This window comes from Yersinia proxima, from assembly GCF_902170785.1.
Classification (GTDB): domain Bacteria; phylum Pseudomonadota; class Gammaproteobacteria; order Enterobacterales; family Enterobacteriaceae; genus Yersinia; species Yersinia proxima.
This window is the reverse complement of sequence record NZ_CABHYG010000011.1, coordinates 174337-200752: the sequence shown is the minus strand read 5'-3', so window position 1 is coordinate 200752 and position 26416 is coordinate 174337. Positions and strand designations below refer to the sequence as shown.

Sequence of the window (26416 nt, the reverse complement as noted above, 5' to 3'; positions counted from 1 at the left end):
ATATCATAAATTTTATTTATGTATCAATTGTTCGACCTATACTCATGTTAGTTATCTATAACTGAGTTCAGACCATACAGGAGTAATAGTTATGCTGAATATAGATCGGAAATACCTTCTGAGTATTGATGAAGGAACCTTAAAGAAACAACGTCTTATCATGCGAGTCATTGCCATATTACTGCTGCTCGGTGGGATCTTTTGTCTGATTAACCCATTAGCTTCTGGAGCTGCCCTGAGTATGATTATCGGTGTTCTGCTGTTGCTCAGCGGGATCGCGATGATAGTTGGGATGATAGCCAACCGCACTAATAACCTTTGGCCGATGGTCACCGGTATATTGCTGGGTGTGGCATATATCGTAATGGGTTATGTATTCATTACCAACCCTGCGGTGGGAATGATAAGTCTGGCGATAGTGCTGGCGGTGCTGTTTGCCTTCGGTGGGGTCATGCGGCTGATAACCGGCTACAGAACATGGGGATTACCGGGCGCATGGCTGCATATTTTACTGGGGATATTGGATCTGGTTATTACCTATTTGCTGGTCAGTGCCGGGCCGTTGATGTCAATCACTATGGTCACCACCTTGGTGGGGATTGAGATGCTGTTCAGCTCATTTAGCTGTTTTATGGTCGCGGGTTTATATAAACGCCAATCTTAATTCTTCTCCCTGAGCGGTATCGTGAGCTGCGATACCGCTGTCCTGGAAATATTTTCATGTTCTCGAACAATTATTGATACTCACAGTGGGAACTGCCACAGTGATATCCGTCTACTCAAATTAATTAACCCCAACAAATATAGGCAGGTTGTGTGAAATTCACTGACTTTTTAATTGCTCTATTGATCACTGCCATCTGGGGTGTAAATTTCTCTATTATAAAACTTGGTCTAATTACCGTAGACCCGCTTATTTTAGCGGGCATTCGCTTCACTCTTTGCGCGTTGCCAGCAGTCTTTTTCATTAAGAAACCAGATACTTCATGGCGTTATATAATAGGTTACGGACTCTTATTTGGCATCGGTCTCTGGGGCATTGTCAATCTGGGTATCAAAGCCGGAATATCTGCTGGAATCGCCTCTTTAGTGCTACAATTTGGTGCTTTTTTTACTATGGTTCTTGGCGCATTCTTATTTCACGAAAATCTATCGAAATATCAATATATAGGTATTTTCGTCGCCCTATTAGGGCTAACCAGCATCATATTTATCAGTGACGGTTCCGTGACATTTATTGGCCTGGCTTTGGTATTATGCGGCGCGGTAGTTTGGGGGTTAGTCAGCATTATTATTAAAAAATCCGATACTAAGCAGGTATTTTCATTTTTGGTGTGGTCGAGTTTATTCTCCCCTATTCCACTATTCATACTGAGTTATCTCTTTAATGGGCCAAGTGGATTTACTGAATTAGCTATACATTTTAATACAACCACACTATTTTCTATTTTGTTTCAGGTTTATCCGAATACATTATTCGCCTATTGGGTATGGAATTCATTGCTCACCAAATACCCCGTTTCAGTCGTCGCGCCGTTATCCCTGTTAGTGCCGATTTTCGGTATGCTAGGCTCAGTGATGATTTTTAATGAAAGTATTCCCTCCGGGAAAATCATCGCGATGGTATTCATTATTAGTGGGCTAATTATCGGTCTATACGGCAAACGGCTGATGGGCCGGCTAAAGAGAAAATCTTCAGTGACCCTCATTGAATAAAACGCAGCCATATTCATGACGGCTATCACAATCAGCACATTGTGATTTCCCAAGTTGCATTGCACCGTCTAAATTTGAATAAAAAATCTCATCCGACCACTTGCCGAAAGCAGCTGTAACGGAGAGGAATAACAATAATGGAGACTGCAATGTTAGCTTACCCTCACCTGCTCGCCCCCTTAGACCTTGGTTTCACCACCCTGAAAAATCGCGTATTAATGGGCTCGATGCATACCGGGCTGGAAGAGTTACCTGATGGCCCACAACGCTTAGCGGCATTCTATGCTGAGCGCGCTGCGGGAGGTGTCGGCCTGATTGTCACTGGCGGTATTGCGCCCAATAAAAAAGGCGTCGTGTATCAAGGTGCATCAGTGCTAAATGACACTACACAAGTGCCACACCATCAAATTGTGACTGATGCGGTGCATCGTGCCGGCGGTAAAATCGCGCTACAAATTTTGCATGCGGGCCGTTATAGCTATCAAAAACAGCCAGTCGCCCCCTCAGCATTACAAGCTCCGATTAACCCATTTGCCCCTCAGGCATTAAGCCATGATGAAGTGCTGCAAACTATTGCCGACTTCGCCCACTGCGCGCAGTTAGCCAGACAAGCGGGTTATGACGGCGTCGAGGTGATGGGGTCTGAAGGGTATTTGATTAATCAGTTTCTGACTGCGCGAACTAATCAGCGCAATGATGAATGGGGCGGTGACTTTACGCGTCGCATGCGTTTTGCCGTTGAAATCGTACGGGCCGTTCGAGCGGCAGCTGGCCCTGATTTTATCTTGATTTACCGCCTTTCGATGCTCGATTTAGTGGAAGATGGCTCCAGTTGGGATGAAATTGAACAGTTGGCGCAGGCAGTCGAGCAAGCCGGTGCTACCTTGATTAACACCGGTATTGGCTGGCATGAAGCCAGAATCCCCACTATCGCCACCATGGTGCCACGCGCTGGATTCAGTTGGGTAACCCGCAAATTGATGGGAAAAGTGAATATACCGCTCATTACCACCAACCGGATCAATGACCCCTCAGTGGCAGAACAAGTGCTGACCGACGGCTGTGCAGATATGGTATCGATGGCACGCCCCTTCCTCGCCGATGCCGCTTTTGTGCAAAAAGCCGCTCAGGACAGGGCTGATGAAATTAATACCTGTATCGGGTGCAATCAGGCCTGTCTGGATCAGATTTTTGACGGCAAGCTGACTTCGTGTTTGGTCAACCCTCGCGCCTGCCGTGAAACAGAAATGCCCATCTTACCGACAGAAGCACCAAAACGGCTTGCCGTCGTCGGTTCTGGCCCCGCCGGATTAGCTTTTGCCGTCACCGCCGCCAGCCGTGGCCATCAAGTCACACTCTTTGATGCAGCAACCGATATTGGCGGCCAGTTTAATATTGCCAAACAGATCCCCGGCAAAGAGGAGTTCTACGAAACTCTGCGTTATTTCCGCCGTCAATTAGTGCTTCATGGTGTTATTCAACAGTTGAATACTCCAGTTCAGCCGGAGCAACTGGCTGATTTTGATGAAGTGATCCTTGCCTGCGGTATTCAGCCACGTTTACCTGCGATCAAAGGCATTGAGCATCCCAAAGTACTCACCTATCTGGATGTTTTGCGTGATAAAAAGCCGGTGGGCGAGCGGGTGGCTATTATTGGCGCGGGTGGGATTGGGTTCGATACTGCCGAATATCTCAGCCAATCGGGTGATTCCAGCAGCCTGGATAGCCGCGCATTCAGCCAAGAATGGGGCATTGATCAGGATTTGGCCCATCGCGGCGGTTTATCTCCCGCCGGGGGAAAAGTCCATCTATCACCACGGCAGATTTTTCTGTTACAGCGAAAAACCAGTAAAGTGGGTGAAGGATTAGGGAAAACAACCGGTTGGATACACCGCACCAGCCTGGCGATGCGCGGAGTGAAAATGCTCAACAGTGTCAGCTACGAAAGTATTGATGATGAGGGCTTACATATCATTCGAGCAGAACAAGCCAGTTGCCTGCCTGTCGATACCATTATTATTTGTGCCGGTCAGGAGCCGCGTCGGGAGTTGCATCAACCCTTGCTGGAAATGGGAAAAACGGTGCATTTAATTGGTGGTGCTGATATCGCCGCCGAACTGGATGCCCGTCGGGCAATAGATCAAGGAACACGGCTGGCACTGGCGATATAAGCATGAGTAAAAAGCGGTAAGTGGTAAATACCACGCCCCGCAGCTTTAAGCCCAAAAGAGATACCCAAAGTAATTGGAATCGCAGCTAGCAACCCCGTAGCGTCCAGGACAATCGCCTTGGGGTTAATTTTAGCAAAGGATTATCCAAAGTCATTGGAGTCACAGGTAGGCAGCAAGCAAACAAATCCCGATGAGCTGACTCAAGTCAGTGATTCGGGTGAGTGCGCGCCGCTAACCCCCCTGTGGCTTCAAGGACAAAGGATAATTAGAAATCGCTGTACGACATATCCAGACTACCACTACCACCGCCCTCAGAGCGCGATGAGGCCGTCTTCACTGCCTTGAGCACCATAAACTTCTGATTGGAATCCAGCGTCTCGCAGTTACCAAACAACCGTTTTAGTTTGTGGAAATAATCCAGATGACGGTTACCGACAATCATCAGTTCGCCGCCCACTTTCAGACAGCGTTTGGCATCACAGAACATCTGCCAGGCCACATGGTCACTGACCGCGTGTTGTTGATGGAATGGCGGGTTACATAACACCAACTGTAAGCTCTCGCGCTCAACACCAGCCAAACCATGGCTCACCATAAATTCACAACGCAATAAATCTTGTGGGCGGTTATAGGTCACATTCAGCTCACTGGATGCCACCGCCATATATGACTCATCGACGAATAACATCTCTGCCAGCGGGTTTTGCTCCAACGCGATTAAACCCACTACCCCATTACCGCAACCCAGATCGGCTATTTTACCCTCAACATCATAGGGCAGAATTTCCATAAAGAAGCGCGCACCGATATCCAAATTATTGCGAGAGAAAACGTTCGCATGGTTATGGATGACATATTCGGTATTTGCCAGCGGCCAATCAACCGTTTCCGGTGCATCCTCAGCCAGAGGAATATCAGCCACTTCGCAGTGAATCAGGCGTGCTTTTTTCCATGCCAGCGTGGTTTTGGTCGGCCCGAGAATTTTTTCGAATAATTGCAGGGTTGAATTATGCACATCACGAGATTTAGCCCCGGCAATAATCACTGTGTCTGGCGCAACGACACGACGCAAAGCACGTAATTGATGCTCCAACAACGCCAACGCTTTAGGGATCTTAATCACCACCAGCTTAGGGGCCTCAGGCAAAGCATCCATACTGCTCAGCAATGTGACTGCATCTTCATCCAGATGGTTTAAACGTAAATTATGTGCCGTTGCCAGTTGGCTCATATAAGAGTCACTGACACTAAACGGGCGATAAGCATGTAAAGCACAGGTCAGCGTACCGAACTGATCGTTAAACACCAGCACCGGGCGGCCATCAATTTGGTTTAAGTCAATGTTTTGTAGCAGATATTCATCTGCTGCTTCCCATGCCTGTAAGGTATTGGAATTTTCTTGTGGGGGGAAACGCTCAAGCTCAAGGCTTTGTGTCCCCAGTAAGACTTGGCTCATCACCACTCCTGACTTCTATTATAAATAACAAATTTGGGCTGTTTATCCCCTAAAACGGGCGCTCAGTAAAATGTTTTTTTACTTAAATGCCGTTTTAGGTGCCGACATGCGGCCTTAGGCTGCGCCCCAGAAGGCAGATTTTACACTTTTGTGCTGAAAACATCCCGCTAAACCATAACTATTAATTATCGAAGGAAATAAATATCTCTTATCAAGATGTAAGAATAATAATCTGCAAGGAAATTAAGATTTATTAATAAACATTGCACGTCTGCCAAAATAAAAAATCACAAACACCAATCAACATTGTAATATAATCCACAGTCACGAGGCTTACTGCCTTATTTATTATAATTTTAAATTAAGAATTGAAAAACCATTCCCCATAACAATAAGTTATAGGGTCACCAGCCATTAATAAGGATTAGTGATATTAAATTATGGAAAATATAAATAACTTAAGAGAGTACACATCTAGAAAACCAATATTTCATAAAAAAAAATTCATAAGTAGAATAAAGCCAATTGCTAAATTCATTTCATCAGCATTATTTATAGTAGGAAGTTCATCTACTATCTCTTATGCAAACAATACTCCCCCCGCACTCACAGGTGTTGTTAATGCAAGAGAGATAACCTTGGCATCAACAGATATCGCAAAAGATGCTGTAATCGATGAAAATTCAATATTAATACTTAAGGAACATTCCTCAGCACAGAATCTTATAGTTCGTGGTCAAACTCAGTTAACAGACAACAGTAAAGCCATAAACGGCAAAGTCTACGATGGGAATATGTCGGTAGACAACAGCGCAGTCGTTGAAAGCACTGAAATTGGTTTCGTTCCTTATGATAATAAGATACAAGCCATAAATACTATTTTTGGTTTTCTGATGAATAACACACATGCAATACGTGGAACAATGCATATATCTAAGCATGGGAAATCTAGCAAGACAACTGTTGGGATGAATGGTCTTTTATCCATCGATGGTGGAACTGCAGAAGATACCAATATTCTTGATGGTGGTGAACTGATTATTGATTACAACTCAGAAGGTAATCCAATAACACTGAAAGCCACGGAAATCTCAGGGGTATTTACGCTAAAATCTGATAGTGACATTACACTGCAAGGTAAAACTGAGTTTTTACCTACGGCAAAACTTATTACACAAGGTGGTGGTGACATTACCAACGAAGGTGAGCTGATATTTAAAAATGGTGGGGTAGTTTCCGCGTTTATTAGCGGAGAAGGTTCATTAATAAAAGGAGGCTCTAATACTTTAACTTTGCAAGGCTCTGAAGAGTCTAAACGTGTAGGATATGAGTATAGCGGTAATACATATATTGATGGTGGTACTTTAGAGTTATCAAATGTAGCATTACTCCGTAGTCCGATTATATATGGGGAAAAAGATACACTTCTTTTTTTAGATAAAAATAGCAAGATAAAAACCTCAGTACAAAACGGTAATGTTCTTATCAAGAATAATAGCGCATGGGTAATCAGCGGTAACTCTACAATTAATAATCTGAATATAGACACTGGTGGAAAAATTAATTTCAACCATGGCGATAAAGTCGGTAATAATTTAACTATTGAAAATAACTATTCCAGCGACGGCGGCACCCTGACTTTTTATAGCAAGCTGGTGGGGGATGAGTCAGAAACTGACCGTATGATAGTCGAAGGTAATACATCGGGTCATACCAATGTCAAAATTAATAATTTGGGCGGTGAAGGTGCGAAAACTGATTTAGGTATTCTATTAATCGAGGTCAAAGGTCTATCTGATGGTGACTTTAAACAAGTTGGCCGTAATCCCGCTGGCGCTTTTGAATATTTTCTCAAACGTGGTAGTGAAGTTGATAGTAGAAAGAATTGGTATATGATCAGTGATGCTCCAAATGTTGATAAGAAACCTACTCCAACTGAGGAAAAGATAAAGGTAGAGGAGCCGGCCATACCAAAAGCAGAAAAAGAGGACGATAAAACCAATAAACCAAAGGAAACTAAATTAGCTAATGCATCTCAAACAACCGCTCCAGCAACTGAGATAAAAAACGAACCAGAGAATATTTCAGTAGATAAATCGCCAGAAAATACAAAAAATACCCCGAAAAAAGATATTAATACTGTGGCTGTACCAAACAAACCTGAGGTTAAGATTGAGGTTGAAAGTAGCAAAAATGCTCCCCAAAAAACCTATAAGCCCGTTTATCGCCCTGAAAACGGCAGTTATATTGCCAATCTCTCAATGGCAAGAAATCTATTCACTACTGACCTGGATAATCGCTCCGGGAACTATAAATATAAAGATGCAGCGACCGGAGAATGGCGCACCTCCAGTATGTGGATACAGACTCAGGGCGGAATAAAACAGTTTGGAAAAACCGTTGACCAACTGAATATCAAAGGAAAATACTACTCGATTCAGCTTGGTGGCGATGTAGCCAAGTGGGATATTGGCACGCAAGGCAGCGGGCGAATCGGTATGTTGGCCGGAATGGGTAAAGCAACTAATCACAGCAAATCTAACATTACAGGTTATTACTCTAATGGTTCAGTTAATGGTTATAATCTTGGTGTATATGCAACCTGGCTAACCGATCAGCAAAATAAGACAGGGCTCTACATTGATACCTTGGTGCAATATAGCTGGTTTAATAATGCCGTTAACGGTCAGGAGCTGGCAGAGGAAAAATATAAATCTTCCGGTTTCACCAGCTCAATAGAAAGCGGTTATACCTTTAATATTGGAAGCACTGAGCAATTAAGTTACTTCATCCAGCCTAATGCACAAATCACCTGGGTGGGTATAAATGCTCAAACTCATACTGCAGCCAATAAAGACATCATCAATTATACGAATAGAAGCCAATTGATAACGCGTATTGGTGCCAAAACATACCTGCAAACCACCAATAGCTCCGATCAACAATTTATGCCATTTATTGCCGTCAACTGGCTTCATCAAGATCACAATACCGGCACACAACTTTCAGGAAAAAGTGTTGAGAACAGCAGCAAAAACAGTGCTGAATTCAAAATTGGCGTAGAAAGTAAAATTGACCAACGGTTGCATGCCTGGGCAAATATCAATCATCAGATAGGAAATTATAATACCAGCGATACTAATGCCTTGGTTGGCATAAAATACGCTTTCTGATAACAACAAAAGATACCTGTAAATATATTGCAGGTATCTTCACTTTAGTAATACCTCGCAACTCACATATCCCTCCCAGTATAAAAATAATGTTGGTGTTGAGCCTTTATGGCTAACAGTAAGAAATCATCCAGGTAGCTGGTTTTTCTCAGCAACAGGATTTTGTCTAACCAGACAGAAAACGCTATTATCACCATCAATATATACAAAACCATTAGCAGCCAGAGCAAATCCATATGCAGGAACTAACCTATCTGCAAGGTTATCCAGAACACTTACAGTCTCAAGTACAGCAACTTATTAGTGAACAACGGTTGGGAAGTGTATTACGGCAGCGCTATCCGCAACCTCATGATTACAATACAGATAAAATGCTGTATCAATATACGATTGATTTAAAAAATCAATATCTGCGGAATGCTCAGCCACTCAGTAAAGTGGCCTACGACAGTAAAATCCAGGTGATGAAGCATGCACTAGGGCTGCACACCGCTATCTCCAGAGTACAAGGTGGAAAATTAAAGGCCAAAGCGGAGATCAGGGTTGCTACGGTATTTAAAAATGCCCCTGAAGCCTTTTTGAAAATGATTGTGGTGCATGAATTAGCACATTTGAAAGAGAAAGATCACAACAAAGCGTTCTATAGTTTGTGCTGTCATATGGAACCGCAATATCATCAGTTAGAGTTTGATACGCGTCTTTATCTGACACACTTGGATCTGTTTGGCACTATTTACTAGCCTTTAAAAACCAATCCGTTGTTCGCGGGGCGGTTCAATGTGTTTTTCTTCTGTAGGAATGGAGTTCACTATGATTCGCTTCGCTGTTATTGGCACAAATTGGATCACTGCTCGCTTTGTTGATGCCGCCCACGAAAGTGGCAAAATGAAACTGACCGCTGTTTACTCGCGTAAATTGGAGCAAGCTAAAAAGTTTGGTGATAATTATAACGTTACTGAATGTTTTGATAATCTCGAAGTAATGGCAGCAAGCGATCAGATTGATGCAGTGTATATCGCTAGCCCAAACTCCTTGCATTACCCCCAAGCTAAATTGTTTCTCAGCCATAAAAAACACGTTATCTGTGAAAAATCATTGGCCTCAAATTTTGCAGAGGTTGAAGCGTTGGTTACCTGTGCCCGCGAACATGAAGTGGTGTTATTCGAAGCCTTTAAAACAGCCTATCTACCTAATTTTATTCAGTTAAAAAAATCTCTGCCGCGTGTGGGGAAATTGCGTAAAGCCTTTATTAATTTCTGCCAATATTCCTCACGTTACCAGCGCTATCTGAATGGCGAGAACCCTAATACCTTTAATCCAGCATTTTCAAATGGCTCTATCATGGATATCGGTTATTACTGCCTGGCAAGTGCTTTGGCATTATGGGGGGCGCCTAAATCCGTGCTGGCGAGCGCGAGTTTATTACCGAGTGGTGTTGATGCGCATGGTACGGTTTGCCTAAATTATGGTGATTTTGATGTAGTTATTATTCATTCAAAAGTGAGCCAATCCGATATTCCCAGTGAGATTCAGGGCGAAGATGGTTCATTGGTTATCGAAAGCATCTCTGAATGCCTGTCTGTAGCCTTTACCCCCCGAGGCAGTCACTCTCAAGATCTGACGCTACCTCAGCATATTAATACTATGCTGTATGAGGCTGAGGTTTTTGCCAATCTGGTTGAAACCAATCAGGTGGAACACGATGGCTTGCAACTGTCATTGCTGACGTCACGTATCCAGACGGATATTCGCCGCCAAACAGGGGTTATCTTCCCAGCGGATTCCCAGCCACCGGCAGTATATCCAAAGTAATTGGTGTTGCTGGTAAGCTGCGCATATGAAGGATACATAGTTAATATTTTGTTTCAGAGATTGACCTGTCGGCCGTTTTCCATTATTTTTGCGCGGCAAAGGGGAGTAACTTCATTGCCGGTCTGCCGTCATTACGGTGCGAAAGCACCCGGTTACCGGGCAACCTCATTAATGTTCTGGCATCTGTTTAGATGCTTCCATACCCAAAATAATTCGAGTTGTAGGAAGGCGGCAAGTAAGTGAGTCCCGAGGAACTTACATAAGTAAGTGACTGGGGTGAATGGATGCAGCCAACGCACATACAGCTTGAAAGATAACAGGTATACATTAATAGAGTTGTAAGTGAGACCTTGCCGGAAGGCGAGGTTTGCTTGCAGCTCAGACATAGCGGCTGGCGTCTTCCGACGTTGGCCGTTTTTGTTTTTATGAGGTTCCTTAATGATGAATACTGTAGGTACTCCCTTATTGTGGGGTTGTTTTGCCGTTGTTGTGACAATTATGCTCGCCATCGACTTATTGTTGCAGGGGCGTCGTGGTTCACAAACCATGACTCTACGTCAGGCTGCCTGTTGGTCGCTGGTGTGGGTGAGCTTATCTTTGCTATTTAACGCCGGTTTCTGGTGGTATCTGACCGAAACTATGGGCCGGGAAATCGCCGACAAACAGGCGCTGGCCTTCCTCACCGGCTATCTGATTGAAAAAGCACTCGCTGTCGATAACGTCTTCGTCTGGCTGATGCTATTTAGCTATTTTGCTGTTCCTGCCAATTTGCAGCGCCGAGTACTGATTTACGGTGTATTAGGCGCGATCGTGCTGCGTACTATCATGATTTTCGCCGGAAGCTGGTTAGTATCGCAATTCAGTTGGATTTTGTACCTGTTTGGTGCGTTCCTCCTGTTTACCGGTATCAAAATGGCATTGGCGAAGGAAGACAGTACACCGATCGGCGAGAAGCCACTGGTACGCTGGATTCGTAATCACCTGCGCATGACTGACGAGTTACATGGTGACCGCTTTACTGTGCGCAAAAATGGCCTACTCTATGCCACGCCATTAGTATTGGTATTAATTCTGGTTGAACTGAGCGATGTGATTTTTGCCGTCGACAGTATCCCGGCTATCTTCGCGGTTACCACCGATCCCTTTATTGTTTTGACCTCTAACCTGTTTGCGATTTTAGGTCTGCGCGCCATGTATTTCTTGTTAGCAAACGTGGCTGAGCGTTTCTCCATGCTGAAATACGGTTTGTCCGTCATTTTGGTCTTTATCGGTGTCAAAATGATGATTATCGATCTGTTCCATATCCCTATTGGCATTTCATTAGGCGTGGTAGCAGGTATTCTTGCCCTAACATTGTTAATTAATACGTGGGCAAATCATCGTGCAGATAAGCGTTTGGCAGCAGATAATACTAACGATAAATAGTTAGCATCTCGATACAATATATTATGTGGGGCAGTTACTGCCCCACATTTATCTCGCTTATTTCGCCAACAACCAAACGTTATTGCCATCACACAAATGTAAACAAAATGTTATGCAAATTTGATCTGCATTGGATTTTGCTGATTGTTTCTTTCCTGCTCAATAGATTCCCTTATACTGTCAAAGCAAACACACCCAGTTACAAATAATACAAAGTTACAGGTGTGAAAACTCTACCCCAAATAATTCGAGTTGTAGGAAGGCGGCAACTGAGTGCATCCCGATGAGCTTACTCAGGTAAGTGATTCGGGTAAGCGAGGGCAGCCAACGCACATACAGCTTGAAGTATGACGGGTATCAGTGCGTGGCCCCGTTCCGGCTCATGCGCTAATTAACTAAAGATTGGGAAGAGGTATCACTGGAAACTATGGAAAAGACACAGTCTGGCTTTATCGGATTTATTATCCGCGGCAGTTTGGTTAAGCAAATTCTGGTCGGTTTGATTGCCGGGATTATTTTAGCGCTGGTATCAACTCAAGCCGCACTGGCCGTGGGTTTACTGGGTACATTATTCGTCGGCGCGTTGAAAGCAGTCGCCCCTGTTTTGGTTTTGATGCTGGTTATGGCCTCCATTGCCAACCATAAGCAAGGTCAAAAAACCAGTATCCGCCCTATTCTGTTTTTGTATCTGTTGGGCACATTCTCGGCAGCTCTGATTGCGGTAGCTGTTAGCTTTATGTTCCCATCCACTTTGGTATTGGCTACGCAGAACGCGGATATCACTCCGCCAGGTGGGATTGTTGACGTGCTGAAAGGCTTGTTAAACAGTGTGATAGCAAACCCAATTCATGCACTGCTGAATGCGAACTATATCGGTATTCTGGCCTGGGCTGTTGGTCTGGGTGTTGCTTTGCGCCACGCAGCAGATACTACCAAGGCATTGATTAATGATATGTCTGATGCCGTCACTGTGGTGGTACGTGTGGTTATCCGCTTCGCACCATTAGGCATTTTTGGTCTGGTGGCATCCACTATGGCCGAAACCGGCTTTGGCGTGTTGCTGGGCTATGCACACCTGCTGGTGGTATTGATTGGTTGTATGTTAGTCGTGGCGTTAATAGTTAACCCACTGATTGTTTACTGGAAAATCCGCAGTAACCCCTATCCACTGGTCTTCGCCTGCCTGCGAGAAAGTGGCGTTACCGCTTTCTTTACCCGCAGCTCAGCCGCAAATATTCCCGTGAATATGGAAATGTGTAAGAAAATGAACTTACACGAAGATACATACTCCGTTTCCATTCCATTGGGTGCCACCATCAACATGGCGGGTGCTGCTATCACTATTACCGTGTTAACACTGGCGGCGGTTCATACCTTAGGTATCCCGGTAGATTTGCCAACAGCGCTACTATTAAGTGTGGTAGCGGCTATCTGCGCCTGTGGGGCATCCGGTGTTGCCGGTGGCTCATTGCTGTTGATCCCACTGGCTTGCGGCATGTTTGGTATTCCCAATGAAATCGCCATGCAAGTGGTGGCGGTTGGTTTCATTATCGGCGTATTGCAGGATTCAGCTGAAACTGCGCTGAACTCGTCAACTGACGTTATTTTTACTGCTGCCGCCTGTCAGGCAGATGATGCCAGACTAGCAAATCCAGATCCGCTGGCGAGCCGTAAATCAGTCTGAAGCACATTATCGAGATAACTATCGGGGGCAATTTGGCCCCCGTTTCTTATTATTTTGCGACGTTCTTTTCGACCAGAAAAGGGTCTATCCCTTGCCGTTGCAGACGGTAAAAACGAATAATATTAAAGCCATTAAGCAACAAGAAACTGCCCTCAATCAATGACCCCCCGATCGACCCCAACCAAACGTTATGAATAACCCAACAAACGGTGGATACCCACATCACACAGCGGGTTGTCAGGCCTGTGGTGCGAAATATCGCCCAGGTGCTAATAACGGTGCCGAAAATTGGCAATATCTCGACTGCATGCTGCATACGCCAGAGACCAAAAGCCAATATCAGAATAATAAACACCAGCATGGCAATACTACTGCGGGTCTTAGCCGCAACCAGATTACGTAATGCATTCAGCATAGCGCTGCTACCGGCAGCACTGGCTCCCATCAGGAAGAAATGGCAGCCAATAATGGCGCTGTAAGCAGAAAGTTGTAGCCTGAAACGCCGCTCATCGCGGTTGAAGAACATGGTAATGCCGACAAAAAATGCCAGCACACCAACAGCTTGAGCAAACCAATAGAAAGTCATGAAGGGATAATCCTGGTGTACGGTAACCGTACAAATTAATAAGCAAACGGCACTCCCCTTCGTGCTTGAAGTCGCAGGAACTCGCTTCCTGCGACTTCAATACCTTGGGCAGAGTGTCTTATCCATAAAAAATAAAACACCGTTTCATATTAATCAAAAGACACAATATTTACAAGGTGACACCGCTTTTAAAGATTGCCAGCTCACGGAAGTCATTCACTTCATTACGCGCGGGTTTGCCATTGGCAATGTCGACAATCAAATCAACAAACTCTGTCAGCAAATCATCCATTGACGTGCCATGAATCAGTTTACCGGCATCGAAATCAATCCAATGGGGCTTTTTAGCGGCCAGTTCACTGTTAGTTGCCAGCTTCACTGTCGGTACAAAACCGCCATAAGGTGTACCACGCCCGGTACTGAACAACACCATATGACAACCTGCGCCCGCTAAGGCACTGGTGGCGACTGCATCATTACCCGGTGCACTGAGTAAATTCAGCCCTGGGTGCTGTAAACGCTCACCATACTTCAATACGTCAACCACCTTGCTCTGACCCGCTTTTTGGGTGCAACCCAGCGATTTTTCTTCCAGCGTCGTGATACCGCCAGCTTTATTGCCCGGAGATGGGTTTTCATAAATCGGCTGGTTGTGCGCAATAAAGTACTGTTTGAAGTCATTGACCATGCTGACAGTCTTTTCAAACGTCGCTTCATCACGGCAGCGGCTCATCAGAATCCGCTCAGCGCCGAACATTTCCGGCACTTCGGTCAGAACAGAGGTTCCGCCATTGGCAATCACATAGTCGGAGAAGCGGCCCAGTAATGGGTTAGCGGTGATACCTGATAGCCCATCAGACCCCCCACATTCCAGACCAAACTTGAGTTCACTCAACTTACCCGCAACCCGTTGGTCATTGCGCATGGCCTGATACAAAGCATGCAGATGCTCAAGACCGGCTTCGACTTCATCATCCTGCTGCTGGCAGACCATAAAGTGCACGCGATCTTCATCAACCGGCCCCAAAGTAGTTTGGAAAACGTCTACCTGGTTGTTTTCACAGCCCAAACCAATGACCAGTACCGCACCAGCATTGGGGTGACGCACCATGTTTTGCAGCATGGTGCGGGTATTTTCGTGATCCTGACCCAGTTGTGAACAACCAAATGGGTGGCTGAACAGATAGACGCCATCAATACCTTCAGCGTCTTGTGTCTCTTTCAGAAAACGTTGTTGGATCTGACGGGCGATCCCATTCACACAACCTACTGTTGGAATGATCCACAACTCGTTGCGAATGCCCACATCACCATTGGCCCGGCGATAGATCTGCACCTCGCGATCCGCCATTTGCGGCGGTAACTCGTCGAATTCTGGCTGATACTGATACTCATCCAGGTCACTGAGGTTAGTTTTAGCATTTTGCGAATGAATATGTTCGCCGGGCTGGATCAGTGTTAATGCATGGCCGATCGGCAAACCATACTTCACGATCATTTGCCCAGGTTCGATGGCCGTTAAAGCAAATTTATGACCACGCACCACTGGCTGAGCCAATTTAACACTGAATTCTCCAATTTCGAGAACATCATCAGCGGCTAAATCTTGCAGTGCGACAGCGACATTATCCAACGGGTGAATTTTTATAATACTTTGCATAGTTAAACCTTTAGCTGTATGCCGCGACCGCAGCTCTCATTCCGCTGTCAATGATGGTTTGTAGTTGTTCTGTCACTTGATTGGCCAGTTTTGGTACTGCAGTCAGATCCTGTCCCCAATGGGCAGTATCAGAAAGCACAGTGTTCACCAATTCAGCCAGCTTGATATCGCCGTGCTTTACACCATTCCACAAGGTGGAATAGCGCTCCAGCCAGTGAGCATCATCCTGCAACGGGTAAGTCTGACCATCACGTTCACCACGATAAAAGGCAATCAGAGCGGCCAGTGCAAAAGTCAGGCGTGGCGGCAACTTGCCTTGCTGCTGCTGATAAGTTAGCAATTGCGGCAAAATGCGGGTGCGGAATTTGGTCATGCCATTCAAGGCAATAGACAACAACTGATGCTGAATGAACGGGTTACGGAAACGGCTCAATACCGCTTGAGAGAATGACAACAGCTCGTCTTCCGGTAAATCCAATACCGGCACAATTTCTTCAGTAATGGTTTTTTCGACAAAGCTGCTGATTTGCGCGTCATTCATTGTCTGACCAACAGTGTCCAGCCCAGCCAAATAAGCCACTGGCACCAGCGCAGTGTGCGCGCCGTTCAGAATCGCAACTTTACGTTCTTTATAAGGTTTAATGTCATCCACGATACGAACATTCAGGTCTAACTTATCAAGACGAAGTTCTTGCGCTAATTCTTTTGGCCCTTGGATAACAAACAAATAGAAGTATTCGGCGGTATCCAGGAAGCTGTCTTGATAGCCTAATTCAGCTTGCAGTGCTGCCACTTCATCACGCGGATAACCAGTCACAATGCGGTCAACCAATGTGGAGCAGAAGGTATTGTTTTCAGTCAGCCACTGAGTGAATGCCGCAGGCAGTTGCCAATGGCTGGCATAGCGCAGAACTAACTCACGCAGCGCTTCACCATTATAATCAATCAGTTCACAAGGCAGCAGTACCCAACCTTTATCTGCCGCACCAGAAAAATGCTCAAAACGTTCGAACAGTAAACGGGTCAATTTAGCCGGGAAAGAGCTTGGCGGTGCATCGCTAAATTGATCCGCTTCATTCCAGGCAATACCGGCTTCGGTGGTGTTCGAAAACATAAAGCGAATATTAGGATCACGAGCCAGCGCCAGATATTCATCAAACTGGCGGTAGATATTAATTTCACGGTTAACCGAACGGATCAGGCGGGATTCACGCACCGCTTCGCCTTGTTCATTCAGACCGCGGATCACCGCAGTATACAGGCCATCCTGAGTGCTGAGTGACGGCGGAAAATCGGTGTCGATCGGGCGGATCACCACGATCCCGGCATTCAGATCGGTATGTTCATTCAGTAAATCGATCTGCCAGTCAACAAAGGCTCGCAGGAAGTTACCTTCACCGAATTGAATGATTTTGTCAGGGTGGCTACGGCCAGGAAAGTCACGACGGTTCAAAGTTTGCATCAGGATTCACCTCATAACGCATACAGCCGGGCGTTAAATATTCAATATGTTTATGTTATAAGGGGCTGATATTCAGCCCCGAGATTGTTATTAGCTATTCATCACCGAAGCAGTTCGACGATTACAATTCGATGGCAAAATATTGCTTAGCGTTATCAAAGCAGATGTTTTTCACCATAGAACCCAGCAGTTCAATATCCGCCGGAGCCTCGCCGTCCTCGACCCAACGGCCAATCATTTGGCACAGAATGCGACGGAAGTATTCATGGCGGGTATAAGACAAGAAGCTGCGGCTATCAGTCAGCATGCCGACAAAGCGGCTCAGTAAACCAAGTTGTGCCAGTTGGGTCATTTGACGTTGCATGCCATCTTTTTGGTCATTGAACCACCAGCCAGAACCAAACTGCATTTTCCCGGCAGCACCTTCGCCCTGGAAGTTGCCCACCATGGTGCCGATCACTTCGTTATCACGTGGGTTCAGGCAGTAAAGGATGGTTTTTGGCAGCGCATTACGCAGGCCTTGCGCATCCAATAAGCGAGATAAAGGTTGAGCCAATGGCTGGTCATTAATGGAGTCAAAGCCGATATCTGGCCCGACCAGGTTGAACATGCGGCTGTTATTGTTGCGCAGTGCACCGATATGATACTGCTGCACCCATTCACGGCGGTGATATTCGCCAGACAGGAAGAGCAACACGGCTGTTTTGAACTGTGCGATTTCTTCAATGCTTGGCTGGTTACCCGCCAGACGGCGAGCAAGGATGCCGTCCAGAGTCGCTTCATCTGCTTCACCGTAAACCACCACATCCAGCGCATGATCAGACACTTTGCAACCGTGAGCGGCAAAGTGATCCATACGTTTATTCAGCGCGGTACACAAATCAGCAAAGCGACTAATGGACGTGTCAGCGGCAGCTTCCAGGCGCTGCATGTAGTCGTTGAAACCTGCGGCTTCAATATTGAAGGCTTTGTCTGGACGCCAGCTTGGTAAGACTTTGATATTGAAGCTACCGTCAGCAGCAATCGCTTTATGGTGGCGCAGATCATCAATCGGGTCATCAGTAGTACCGACCATTTTAACATTCATCTGCTGCATGATTCCGCGCGCAGAGAAGCTGTCCTGAGCCAGTAATTCGTTACCACGCTGCCAGATTTCGTCAGCAGTGGCTGGGGACAATAACTTACCTGTAATACCAAATGGACGGCGTAATTCGAGATGTGTCCAGTGATACAGCGGGTTACCAATTGTATGAGGAACCGTTGCTGCCCAAGCATCAAACTTCTCGCGGTCGCTGGCATCACCGGTACAGAAACGCTCAGCCACACCATTAGTGCGCATCGCACGCCATTTATAGTGGTCACCTTTCAACCAGATGTCATACATATTCTTAAAGCGGTAGTTTTCTGCAATCTGTTCTGGGGGTAAATGGCAGTGATAATCATAGATCGGCTGATCTTTTGCATAATCATGATAGAGACGACGGGCAAATTCGGTGTCGAGCAAAAAGTCTTCGGTTAAAAACTGCGCCATATTAGGTTCCTCACTTGAGTACATCTAGAGTACTGCTTTCTGTTATCGCGAAGTTATCACACCAATTTCATCTATCGTCCAGCATTTTTTATAGATAGAGATCGCAAAAACCTAACAAAAAGAACAAATACTCAACATTTATAGTTTATTTAGTCCCTTGCGGCACTAAGTCTGCTGGGTTCTATTATTCCCTAATTGAAAAGCGGTTTTTGTGATATCACTCAACTTTTAAATCTGTATGACAAGTTATTGTTGCGTCGCCATCAGTCATCTCATTCGTATTGTTCATCAAACACACTGATTTGACCTAAATGGAAATATCGAAGCGTGAGCGCCGTACCAGCACTACGGCCGCAAACAAGAGAAGGGATAGCCGAATAGTTGAAGTTGGCACAGCACGGCCAGCCTCAATTCAATAAGAAGAGCCAGGTACCACCGCGATGTCGGATTGGACCAAATTGCGCCATGAAACGTCACGACAGGCGGCGTTTCATGGCAGTAATCTAAGACTGGGAGAAAGTTATAAATGATGCGTAAAATTAAAGGCTTACGCTGGTACATGATCGCGTTGGTCACCGTTGGCACCATATTAGGTTACCTAACCCGTAACGCTATTGCCGTTGCTGCACCAACGTTGCAAGAGCAGCTACATATCACCACTCAGCAATATTCTTATATTATTGCCGCTTATTCAGCCGCTTACACTCTGATGCAACCAGTAGCTGGTTATATTCTGGATGTGATGGGGACGAAAGTCGGTTATGCCATGTTTGCCGTTATGTGGGCCATATTCTGTATGAGTACCGCATTGGCCAGTAGCTGGGGTGGTTTAGCGATCGCTCGTGGTGCTGTGGGTGCAGCAGAAGCGGCGATGATCCCTGCTGGTCTGAAAGCGACCAGTGAATGGTTCCCGGCAAAAGAACGTTCCATTGCTGTTGGTTATTTCAACGTAGGTTCTTCTATCGGCGGCATGATTGCACCACCATTAGTGGTGTGGGCTATCGTGATGCACAGCTGGCAGATGGCATTTATTATTACCGGTGTGCTTAGCCTGATTTGGGCCATTGCCTGGTTAATCCTGTACAAACACCCGAAAGACCAGAAAAAACTGTCTGATGAAGAACGTGAGTACATCCTGAGTGGTCAGGAAGCACAGCACTCTACTGCGAACTCCAAAAAGATGTCTGCAATGCAGATTATCCGTAATCGTCAGTTCTGGGGTATCGCGATCCCACGTTTCCTGGCAGAACCTGCCTGGGGAACATTCAATGCGTGGATCCCACTGTTCATGTTCAAGGCTTATGGCTTTAACCTGAAAGAAATCGCCATGTTTGCCTGGATGCCAATGCTGTTTGCCGATCTGGGCTGTATTCTGGGTGGTTACCTGCCACCTCTGTTCCAGAAATACCTGAAAGTTAACCTGATTGTTTCCCGTAAGTTAGTGGTAACCATGGGGGGTCTGTTGATGATTGGGCCGGGGACTATTGGCCTGTTTACCAGCCCTTATGCTGCTATCGCTCTGTTATGTGTTGGGGGCTTTGCTCACCAATCCCTGTCTGGCGCACTCATTACACTCTCGTCTGACGTCTTTGGTCGCAACGAAGTTGCCACCGCCAACGGTTTGACGGGTATGGCGGCCTGGACGGCCAGTACACTGTTTGCTCTGGTGGTAGGGGCGTTGGCAGATACTATGGGCTTCAGCCCACTGTTTGCGGCATTGGCAGTATTTGATGTGTTGGCAGTGGTGGTCATCTGGACGGTGCTGCAAAACCGCCCAGCAGCAGAACCGGCTATCGATCCGGTGCAACAAACGCCAGCCGGACAGAACTAATCCAAACCACAGTTATTAAGTTATAGACATCACCAGCCCGGTTAAATCTACCGGGCTTTTTTATCCCCTCACCGCCCCTCTCGTTAACGCACATTTTCCATCATAACTGTGATAGCAATAACTAGAACACGATAGGGATAAGTGGTATAACAAGTCCAATTGTATCTCCTTCGGGATATCATGCCTTCCAGACAAAATGAGCCGCAAAATTTGCGGCCTCAATTGATCCCAAGAGCCTTAATCATGGAATTCACAGAAACCAGACGGTTGTACCAGCAGTTAGCCGCAGAGTTAAAGCAGCGCATCGAAGCCGGCGTTTATCCGGTGGGCGATAAATTGCCCGCAGAACGCTACATTTCCGAAGAAATGAATGTCAGCCGCACCGTGGTTCGTGAAGCGATTATCATGTTGGAAGTGGAAGGCTACGTAGAAGTGCGTAAAGGCTCCGGCATCCATGTGATGTCGAATAAACAAAAGCACTTAGTTATGCCTAACCATGGCATTGAATTCGCCACCGCAGGCCCCTTTGAGCTGTTACAAGCGCGGCAGTTGATCGAAAGTAACATTGCTGAATTTGCGGCCACGCAAGTAACTCGGCAAGATATCGTGCAATTAATCGAGATCCAGAAACATGCGCGCCAAGAAGATCGTTTCCGCGACTCGCAGTGGGATTTGAAATTCCACGTACAAGTGGCACTGGCGACGCAAAATACCGCCATGGCAACAATTGTCGAAAAAATGTGGAGCCAGCGGGTACATAACCCTTACTGGATCAAACTGCATGAACATATCGATGATAAGTCGATCGAGAGTTGGTGCGAAGATCACGACAGAATCCTCGAAGCCTTGATGCGTAAAGATCCTTACGCCAGCAAGTTGGCTATGTGGCAACATCTGGAAAATACCAAGCAGATGCTGTTCCGCGCGACTACCGATGATTTCGAGTTTAATGTCGATCGCTACCTCTTCACTGAGAATCCGGTTGTTCACCTTGATATACCCAGTGTTGCCACTAGCGTTGCTACTAGCAAAAACTGACGTCTATACCCAATAGATTTCGAGTTGTAGGTAGGCGGTAACGAAATAAACCCAAGGAGTTGAGATAACTCAATGACTTGGGTGAAAAATCTGCTGGGTGCAGATTTGAACGCTGCTTGCAGCGGCCTCGCAGAGGTGAAGCACATGGACGGGCCGAGTAACAATAGTAACCAACAACCCTGCATCTTGAAAGATGACGGGTATATTCTATAAAGAGATAATCCGCGAGGAGAAAACTGACTCTATTCTTTCTCTCCCCAGCAAGATCATGCTGCTTTGAGGTCAGTAAACGTCGAGTTCTGTCAGCAAACGTCAGTGTTAAACCTGTTTTTTAACTATTGCTTAAAAAACACCCAATTAGCCTCTATATTTCCCTGTTTCATATCTCGCTATTTTGCTAAAGTGGCAGCACTTTTTTATTCGGGTTCTTTGGGAGCGAAACGCAAATACATGCGCTGGTTGTTTGCTCTGTTTATTGCAGTGTCTGGCTGGGTCGGTTCGGCTTCCGGCAACATGCTATCGTCCGCGTATCCCCCATCAGGCATAGCTTTACCTGCGCCTGACTGTCACTATGTCAGTGGCGCATCGTCATCCGTAAATGTATTTTCGTCATATCTGCGCCTGCAAAAGAAAAACCTCTATTCGCAATTGCGTCTGATGGGGGTGCCGACCAAAAAAACCGCGATAAAAAATCGGTTGGGTATCACTAAATTTGCTGGTTCAACCAATCTTTCATTCGCCAATAATACCTGGCATAGCACGTACCTATCGATATCTCGCAGTCATCGTGCGGATGAGATCTACAAACAGCCGCGGCAGTCACAGCCTCTGCTGAATTATTCCAATTGGATATTCTATGCATCGACACAGCAAAATCGTGTGGGAGGCTGGAAAGAGAGTAATACTCAATATAGCGGAATGCTTACCTACCACATTATGGCGTGATGCTTTCTCTGTTGTCGTAATATGTGGGCATCGCAACAAGAAGTAAATTTACCTCAAGATATCAGCGAATTGGTTTGCTCTGGTTCATTTATCATAACCATCGCTAAAACACGAAAAGTCATCGGATATTTTTGTGATCGTGTTTATATCCATAAAGATGCATACAACAAACAATGACGTTTTAGGAATACCAGATGGATATCATTAAAGAACTCTTACATGCTTTATGGGCACAAGACTACGAGACACTGGCAAACCCGTCTTTGGTCTGGGCCATCTACATCCTGCTATTTATGATACTTTTTCTGGAAAATGGCTTGCTCCCGGCAGCCTTTTTACCTGGCGATAGCCTGTTAATTCTGGTGGGTGTACTGATTGCAAAAGGTGCCATGAGCTTCCCGGTAACACTGGTAGTATTAACCACCGCGGCCAGTCTGGGTTGCTGGGTCAGTTATATTCAGGGGCGATGGCTGGGGAATACAAAAGTGGTGCAAGGGTGGCTATCCCACCTACCGGCCCATTACCACCAACGCGCACATAACTTATTCCACCGCCATGGGTTATCCGCACTGTTAGTCGGGCGTTTCCTGGCATTCGTACGCACCTTACTGCCAACAATTGCCGGCCTTTCCGGCCTGAACAATGCCCGTTTTCAATTCTTTAACTGGATGAGTGGTTTCCTGTGGGTATTAATCTTAACCACCATGGGCTTCGCTTTTGGTAAGACGCCGGTATTCCTGAAATATGAAGATGAGGTGATGTTTGTCCTGATGTTGCTACCTCTGGCACTATTGGTGATCGGCTTATTTGGTTCTCTTTATGTGCTTTGGCGCAAGAAAAATGCTACTCAAGTGAATGATAGCAATGACAAAGGTAAGTCAGAGTGATTAACCTCCGTGGTCGTTTTGGCCGCCCAGTTTGGCACTATCTTATCCTGCCAGTGACAGTTTTATTACTGGCAGCACTGCTGTTTACCCCCATCATTATGCGTACAGAAAGCGCGCTAAAAATTCGGCCTAATCAGCAGGGGCTGTCATTACCTGATGGGTTTTCTCTGTATCAGCATCTCGATCAGCGAGGGATTCGCATCAAAAGCATCACTCCAGAGAATGACAGTCTGGTAGTAAGTCTTGAGTCTCCGGAACAACAAAAAGAAGCCATTACAGCTTTACAAGATATCCTGCCAAGCGGTTATGTCATTGTCTCAAGTGAGTCAAAGAAACGTCAGCGTTTATTGCCCGCATTCAGAAATAACCTACAAAACGTAGGGTAATCTGTACCTCGGGGAGTTATCTCCCCGTCATTTGATCTTCGTTATTACCAATTTATCCCCGTCATACTTCAAACTGCATGTGCGTTGGCTACGCTCCGTCACCCGAATCACTTACTCATGTAAGCTCATCGGGATTTATTCGCTTGCCGCCTTCCTGCAATTCGAATTATTTAGGGGATATCCTGCTGATATATGATTAATCTATAAAAAATCCTGTAGTAAACTTGGGTATCATATAATTCAGCGCTATGCTTAGTCATTCACGGCAACCCATTTCACCCCGATTCTTGTTGTAAAAGGAAGCAATACCATGTTGTTACGTACCGTTTTCTCCCTACGGGCCTTTCTCCTGCTGGTATTACCGATGATTGCATTTGGCAGTGTCGCCCAGGCAAATGAATGCGATACCAAAGCCAAAGAGATCCAACAGCAGATTGATTATGCCAAACAACATGGCAATACCCGTCGCGCCGCAGGTCTGGAAACGGCCTTGCAACAAGTTAAGAATAATTGCACGGTTGAAAGTCTGGAAGCCGACCGCCAAAGCAAAATTAAAGAGAAGCAGCACAAAGTCGCTGAGCGTAAGGAAGAACTAAAAGAGGCTCAACAAAAAGGTGATGCTGATAAAATCATCAAACAACAGAAGAAGTTAACGGAGGCGCAAACTGAGTTAAAGCAAGCTCAGGCACAGAAGTAGCGACTCCGGGTTTAAATACAAACACAGTGAGTCATTTGGGAATTATTAGGATGATTAACCTATCAACTTCCAGAAAAATTCACTAGATTAGGTATTCACCTCAGTTATGTTAAGGAGCTATTACATGCCACAAGATAAAACCTCTGAACATTTGCGCGCTGAACTTAAGTCACTTGCGGATACTTTGGAAGAAGTGCTGCAATCTTCGACCGATAAGCCGAAAGCTGAGTTAGATAAGCTGCGGGCCAAAGCGGAAAGCGCGTTGAAAGATACTCGTGAACGTCTGAGCGAAACAGGTGATAGGATCGCCGCCCAAACCAAAGAAATTGCTGATAAAGCTGACAACTATGTCCATGACAACCCTTGGGCTGGCGTAGGCATCGGTGCTGCTGTGGGCGTGGTGTTAGGCGTTCTGTTGTCTCGCCGCTGATTATGGCTGAACTTCCTCAAACTCAGGGCCCCGGCAAAGGGGTCCTCGATACTGTCCACCGCATTGCTACCATCGTGGTTGGCATGGTTGAAACCCGTGTTCGACTAGCAGCTATTGAGCTGGAAGAAGAAAAAGCAACACTGATTCAGTTGCTGATGATGGCGGGGATCACTCTGCTGTTTACCGCTTTCGGTTTGATGAGTCTGCTGGTGTTGGTGATATGGGCGATTGATCCTGCTTATCGCTTAGTGGCATTGGGGTCGACAACGGCAGTGCTCTTAGCACTGGCGATAATCGGTGTTATCTGGACACTCACCAAAGCGCGCCGTTCCACTCTGCTGGGGTCAACCCGCAAGCAACTGGAAACGGATCGCGAATTATTGGAGAAAGAGCGTTGAGTCGCCGTCAATTAGCACAGGAAAAGGCCGCATTGTTACGGGAGATCCAGCAACAACGTCTGGATCTCGCTAACAGCGCCGCGCAATGGATTGAAGTCACCGCACCTTATGATCGTGGCTGGGCGAAAATCGTCAGTATGCGAAAATATCTGATGGTAGGTTCAAGCCTGGTGGCGTTATATGGCATTCGCCATCCCAGTAAGTTAATCCGCTGGTCGCGCAGAGCGGTCAGTGCATGGGGTGCTATCCGATTGTTTCGCAGTACTTTTTTATTACGTTGATCCCCCATTCCACTACACTGTACTGATCCGCAGCCATTATCTTATGTTTGATAAAACCAGCATATAATTCAGCCTGCTAGCAGCATTTCTCCCCATAAGCAGGCTTTTATATTCTGTCACTTCAATTTTTTTGATAAAAAACGACAGTTTTACTTGCTAACAACTTATCAACTTCTCGACTAACATTCTTTCATCAAGTCAGGGCGTTTGCAGAAATACACCAGCAAACAATCATATATATACCCTAAATAATTCAAGTTGCAGGAAGGCGGCAACTGAGTGAATCCCGATGAGCTTACTCAGGTAAGTGATTCGGGTGAACGAAAGCAGCCAACACACATGCGGCTTGAAGTATGACGGGTATAAAAATTAACGCCAGCAGATGCCAGGCATTAATACAAAACACTTTTTGGAGAAGTCGTCGATGAACAAATTACAAGATACTGGCCTGTTGGTAGCACGCATTCTGATGCCAATTCTGTTTATTGTTGCCGGTTACGGCAAAATGGGTGATGCCTATGCCGGGACCCAACAATATATGCAAGCCATGGGCGTCCCTGGTTTCTTCCTGCCACTGACTATCCTGTTGGAATTTGGTGGTGGTTTGGCCATTCTGTTTGGTTTCCTGACCCGCACCACTGCGCTGTTCACTGCCGGTTTCACCATTCTGACCGCACTGATTTTCCACACTAACTTTGCGGAAGGTGTTAACCAACTGATGTTCATGAAAAACCTGACCATCGCTGGCGGTTATATTGTCTTAGCAGTTGCTGGCCCTGGTGGTTTCAGTATCGACCGCCTGCTGGGTAAGAAGTGGTAACACTGCTTTTATCCAAAGCACACTTAA

At 45.9% G+C, this 26416-nt stretch carries 23 protein-coding genes; 18 read left to right on the top strand and 5 right to left on the bottom strand.

Translation table 11 applies throughout. The features are described 5' to 3' along the window. Positions 1 to 91 precede the first annotated feature (91 nt). The 3 genes from FTB31_RS09775 to FTB31_RS09765 all read left to right on the top strand — a co-directional run bounded on the left by FTB31_RS09775 (position 92) and on the right by FTB31_RS09765 (position 3887). Positions 92 to 664, top strand: coding sequence for an HdeD family acid-resistance protein (locus FTB31_RS09775; RefSeq protein ID WP_050077053.1), 573 nt, complete (start codon positions 92 to 94; stop codon positions 662 to 664). A 152-nt stretch (positions 665 to 816) separates the two neighbouring features. Next, a complete protein-coding gene (locus tag FTB31_RS09770; RefSeq protein ID WP_077175238.1) occupies positions 817 to 1716 on the top strand; it encodes an EamA family transporter in 900 nt (299 codons plus the stop codon). Positions 1717 to 1865: 149 nt separating this feature from the next. Further along, positions 1866 to 3887 carry an oxidoreductase gene (locus FTB31_RS09765; RefSeq protein WP_050077051.1) on the top strand — a complete coding sequence of 674 codons (2022 nt, stop codon included), beginning with the start codon at positions 1866 to 1868 and terminating at the stop codon, positions 3885 to 3887. 265 nt (positions 3888 to 4152) lie between these two features. Here FTB31_RS09765 and rlmG read toward each other — a convergent pair whose 3' ends face one another. Continuing rightward, positions 4153 to 5343, bottom strand: a complete 1191-nt coding sequence (gene rlmG / locus FTB31_RS09760; RefSeq protein ID WP_050077050.1) for a 23S rRNA (guanine(1835)-N(2))-methyltransferase RlmG — start codon at positions 5341 to 5343, stop codon at positions 4153 to 4155. Positions 5344 to 5783: 440 nt separating this feature from the next. Here rlmG and FTB31_RS09755 point away from each other — a divergent pair, with 440 nt between their 5' ends. The 5 genes from FTB31_RS09755 to sstT all read left to right on the top strand — a co-directional run bounded on the left by FTB31_RS09755 (position 5784) and on the right by sstT (position 13437). Beyond that, on the top strand, positions 5784 to 8516 hold the full coding sequence (locus tag FTB31_RS09755; protein WP_227731309.1) for an autotransporter outer membrane beta-barrel domain-containing protein: 2733 nt from the start codon (positions 5784 to 5786) through the stop codon (positions 8514 to 8516). Positions 8517 to 8752: 236 nt separating this feature from the next. Beyond that, the gene (locus FTB31_RS09750; protein ID WP_077175240.1) at positions 8753 to 9256 is read left to right on the top strand and encodes a M48 metallopeptidase family protein; all 504 of its coding nucleotides are present in this window, start codon (positions 8753 to 8755) and stop codon (positions 9254 to 9256) included. A 70-nt stretch (positions 9257 to 9326) separates the two neighbouring features. Then, entirely contained in the window at positions 9327 to 10328 is a 1002-nt protein-coding gene (locus tag FTB31_RS09745) for a Gfo/Idh/MocA family protein (protein ID WP_227731308.1), read from the top strand. A gap of 438 nt (positions 10329 to 10766) precedes the next feature. Further along, positions 10767 to 11753 (top strand): TerC family protein, encoded by a 987-nt coding sequence (locus FTB31_RS09740; RefSeq protein WP_050077045.1) that lies wholly within the window; start codon positions 10767 to 10769, stop codon positions 11751 to 11753. 427 nt (positions 11754 to 12180) lie between these two features. Next, on the top strand, positions 12181 to 13437 hold the full coding sequence (gene sstT, locus FTB31_RS09735; RefSeq protein ID WP_050077044.1) for a serine/threonine transporter SstT: 1257 nt from the start codon (positions 12181 to 12183) through the stop codon (positions 13435 to 13437). A gap of 49 nt (positions 13438 to 13486) precedes the next feature. Here sstT and FTB31_RS09730 read toward each other — a convergent pair whose 3' ends face one another. The 4 genes from FTB31_RS09730 to uxaC form a co-directional block, all read right to left on the bottom strand. Continuing rightward, the gene (locus tag FTB31_RS09730) at positions 13487 to 14023 is read right to left on the bottom strand and encodes a YgjV family protein (RefSeq protein WP_050077043.1); all 537 of its coding nucleotides are present in this window, start codon (positions 14021 to 14023) and stop codon (positions 13487 to 13489) included. A gap of 169 nt (positions 14024 to 14192) precedes the next feature. Next, positions 14193 to 15683, bottom strand: coding sequence for a UxaA family hydrolase (locus FTB31_RS09725; protein WP_077175243.1), 1491 nt, complete (start codon positions 15681 to 15683; stop codon positions 14193 to 14195). Positions 15684 to 15693: 10 nt separating this feature from the next. Then, complete coding sequence (locus FTB31_RS09720; RefSeq protein ID WP_077175244.1) at positions 15694 to 17145, bottom strand: tagaturonate reductase; 1452 nt, start codon at positions 17143 to 17145, stop codon at positions 15694 to 15696. Positions 17146 to 17266: 121 nt separating this feature from the next. Further along, complete coding sequence (gene uxaC / locus FTB31_RS09715) at positions 17267 to 18676, bottom strand: glucuronate isomerase (protein ID WP_050077037.1); 1410 nt, start codon at positions 18674 to 18676, stop codon at positions 17267 to 17269. 526 nt (positions 18677 to 19202) lie between these two features. Between uxaC and FTB31_RS09710 the strand changes: the two genes are divergently transcribed. From FTB31_RS09710 to FTB31_RS09665, 10 genes are all read left to right on the top strand, one after another. Beyond that, the gene (locus FTB31_RS09710; protein WP_072081802.1) at positions 19203 to 20507 is read left to right on the top strand and encodes an MFS transporter; all 1305 of its coding nucleotides are present in this window, start codon (positions 19203 to 19205) and stop codon (positions 20505 to 20507) included. 243 nt (positions 20508 to 20750) lie between these two features. Next, positions 20751 to 21545 (top strand): transcriptional regulator ExuR, encoded by a 795-nt coding sequence (gene exuR / locus FTB31_RS09705; RefSeq protein ID WP_050077035.1) that lies wholly within the window; start codon positions 20751 to 20753, stop codon positions 21543 to 21545. Positions 21546 to 21995: 450 nt separating this feature from the next. Continuing rightward, positions 21996 to 22490, top strand: coding sequence for a hypothetical protein (locus tag FTB31_RS09700; protein ID WP_227722193.1), 495 nt, complete (start codon positions 21996 to 21998; stop codon positions 22488 to 22490). A 194-nt stretch (positions 22491 to 22684) separates the two neighbouring features. After that, positions 22685 to 23377, top strand: a complete 693-nt coding sequence (locus tag FTB31_RS09695; RefSeq protein WP_050077034.1) for a DedA family protein — start codon at positions 22685 to 22687, stop codon at positions 23375 to 23377. Continuing rightward, a complete protein-coding gene (gene mzrA, locus FTB31_RS09690; protein WP_050077032.1) occupies positions 23374 to 23763 on the top strand; it encodes an EnvZ/OmpR regulon moderator MzrA in 390 nt (129 codons plus the stop codon). The genes FTB31_RS09695 and mzrA overlap by 4 nt, the downstream gene beginning before the upstream one ends. 310 nt (positions 23764 to 24073) lie before the next feature. Next, positions 24074 to 24460, top strand: a complete 387-nt coding sequence (locus tag FTB31_RS09685; RefSeq protein WP_227731307.1) for a DUF1090 domain-containing protein — start codon at positions 24074 to 24076, stop codon at positions 24458 to 24460. Between the two features lie 124 nt (positions 24461 to 24584). Beyond that, positions 24585 to 24890, top strand: coding sequence for a DUF883 family protein (locus FTB31_RS09680; RefSeq protein ID WP_005164648.1), 306 nt, complete (start codon positions 24585 to 24587; stop codon positions 24888 to 24890). 2 nt (positions 24891 to 24892) lie between these two features. Further along, entirely contained in the window at positions 24893 to 25288 is a 396-nt protein-coding gene (locus FTB31_RS09675) for a phage holin family protein (RefSeq protein WP_005174200.1), read from the top strand. Continuing rightward, the gene (locus tag FTB31_RS09670) at positions 25285 to 25569 is read left to right on the top strand and encodes a YqjK-like family protein (RefSeq protein WP_050077029.1); all 285 of its coding nucleotides are present in this window, start codon (positions 25285 to 25287) and stop codon (positions 25567 to 25569) included. Before FTB31_RS09675 ends, FTB31_RS09670 begins: the two co-directional genes overlap by 4 nt. Before the next feature lie 424 nt (positions 25570 to 25993). Beyond that, complete coding sequence (locus FTB31_RS09665) at positions 25994 to 26389, top strand: DoxX family protein (RefSeq protein WP_004391987.1); 396 nt, start codon at positions 25994 to 25996, stop codon at positions 26387 to 26389. The last annotated feature ends 27 nt before the right edge of the window (positions 26390 to 26416 follow it).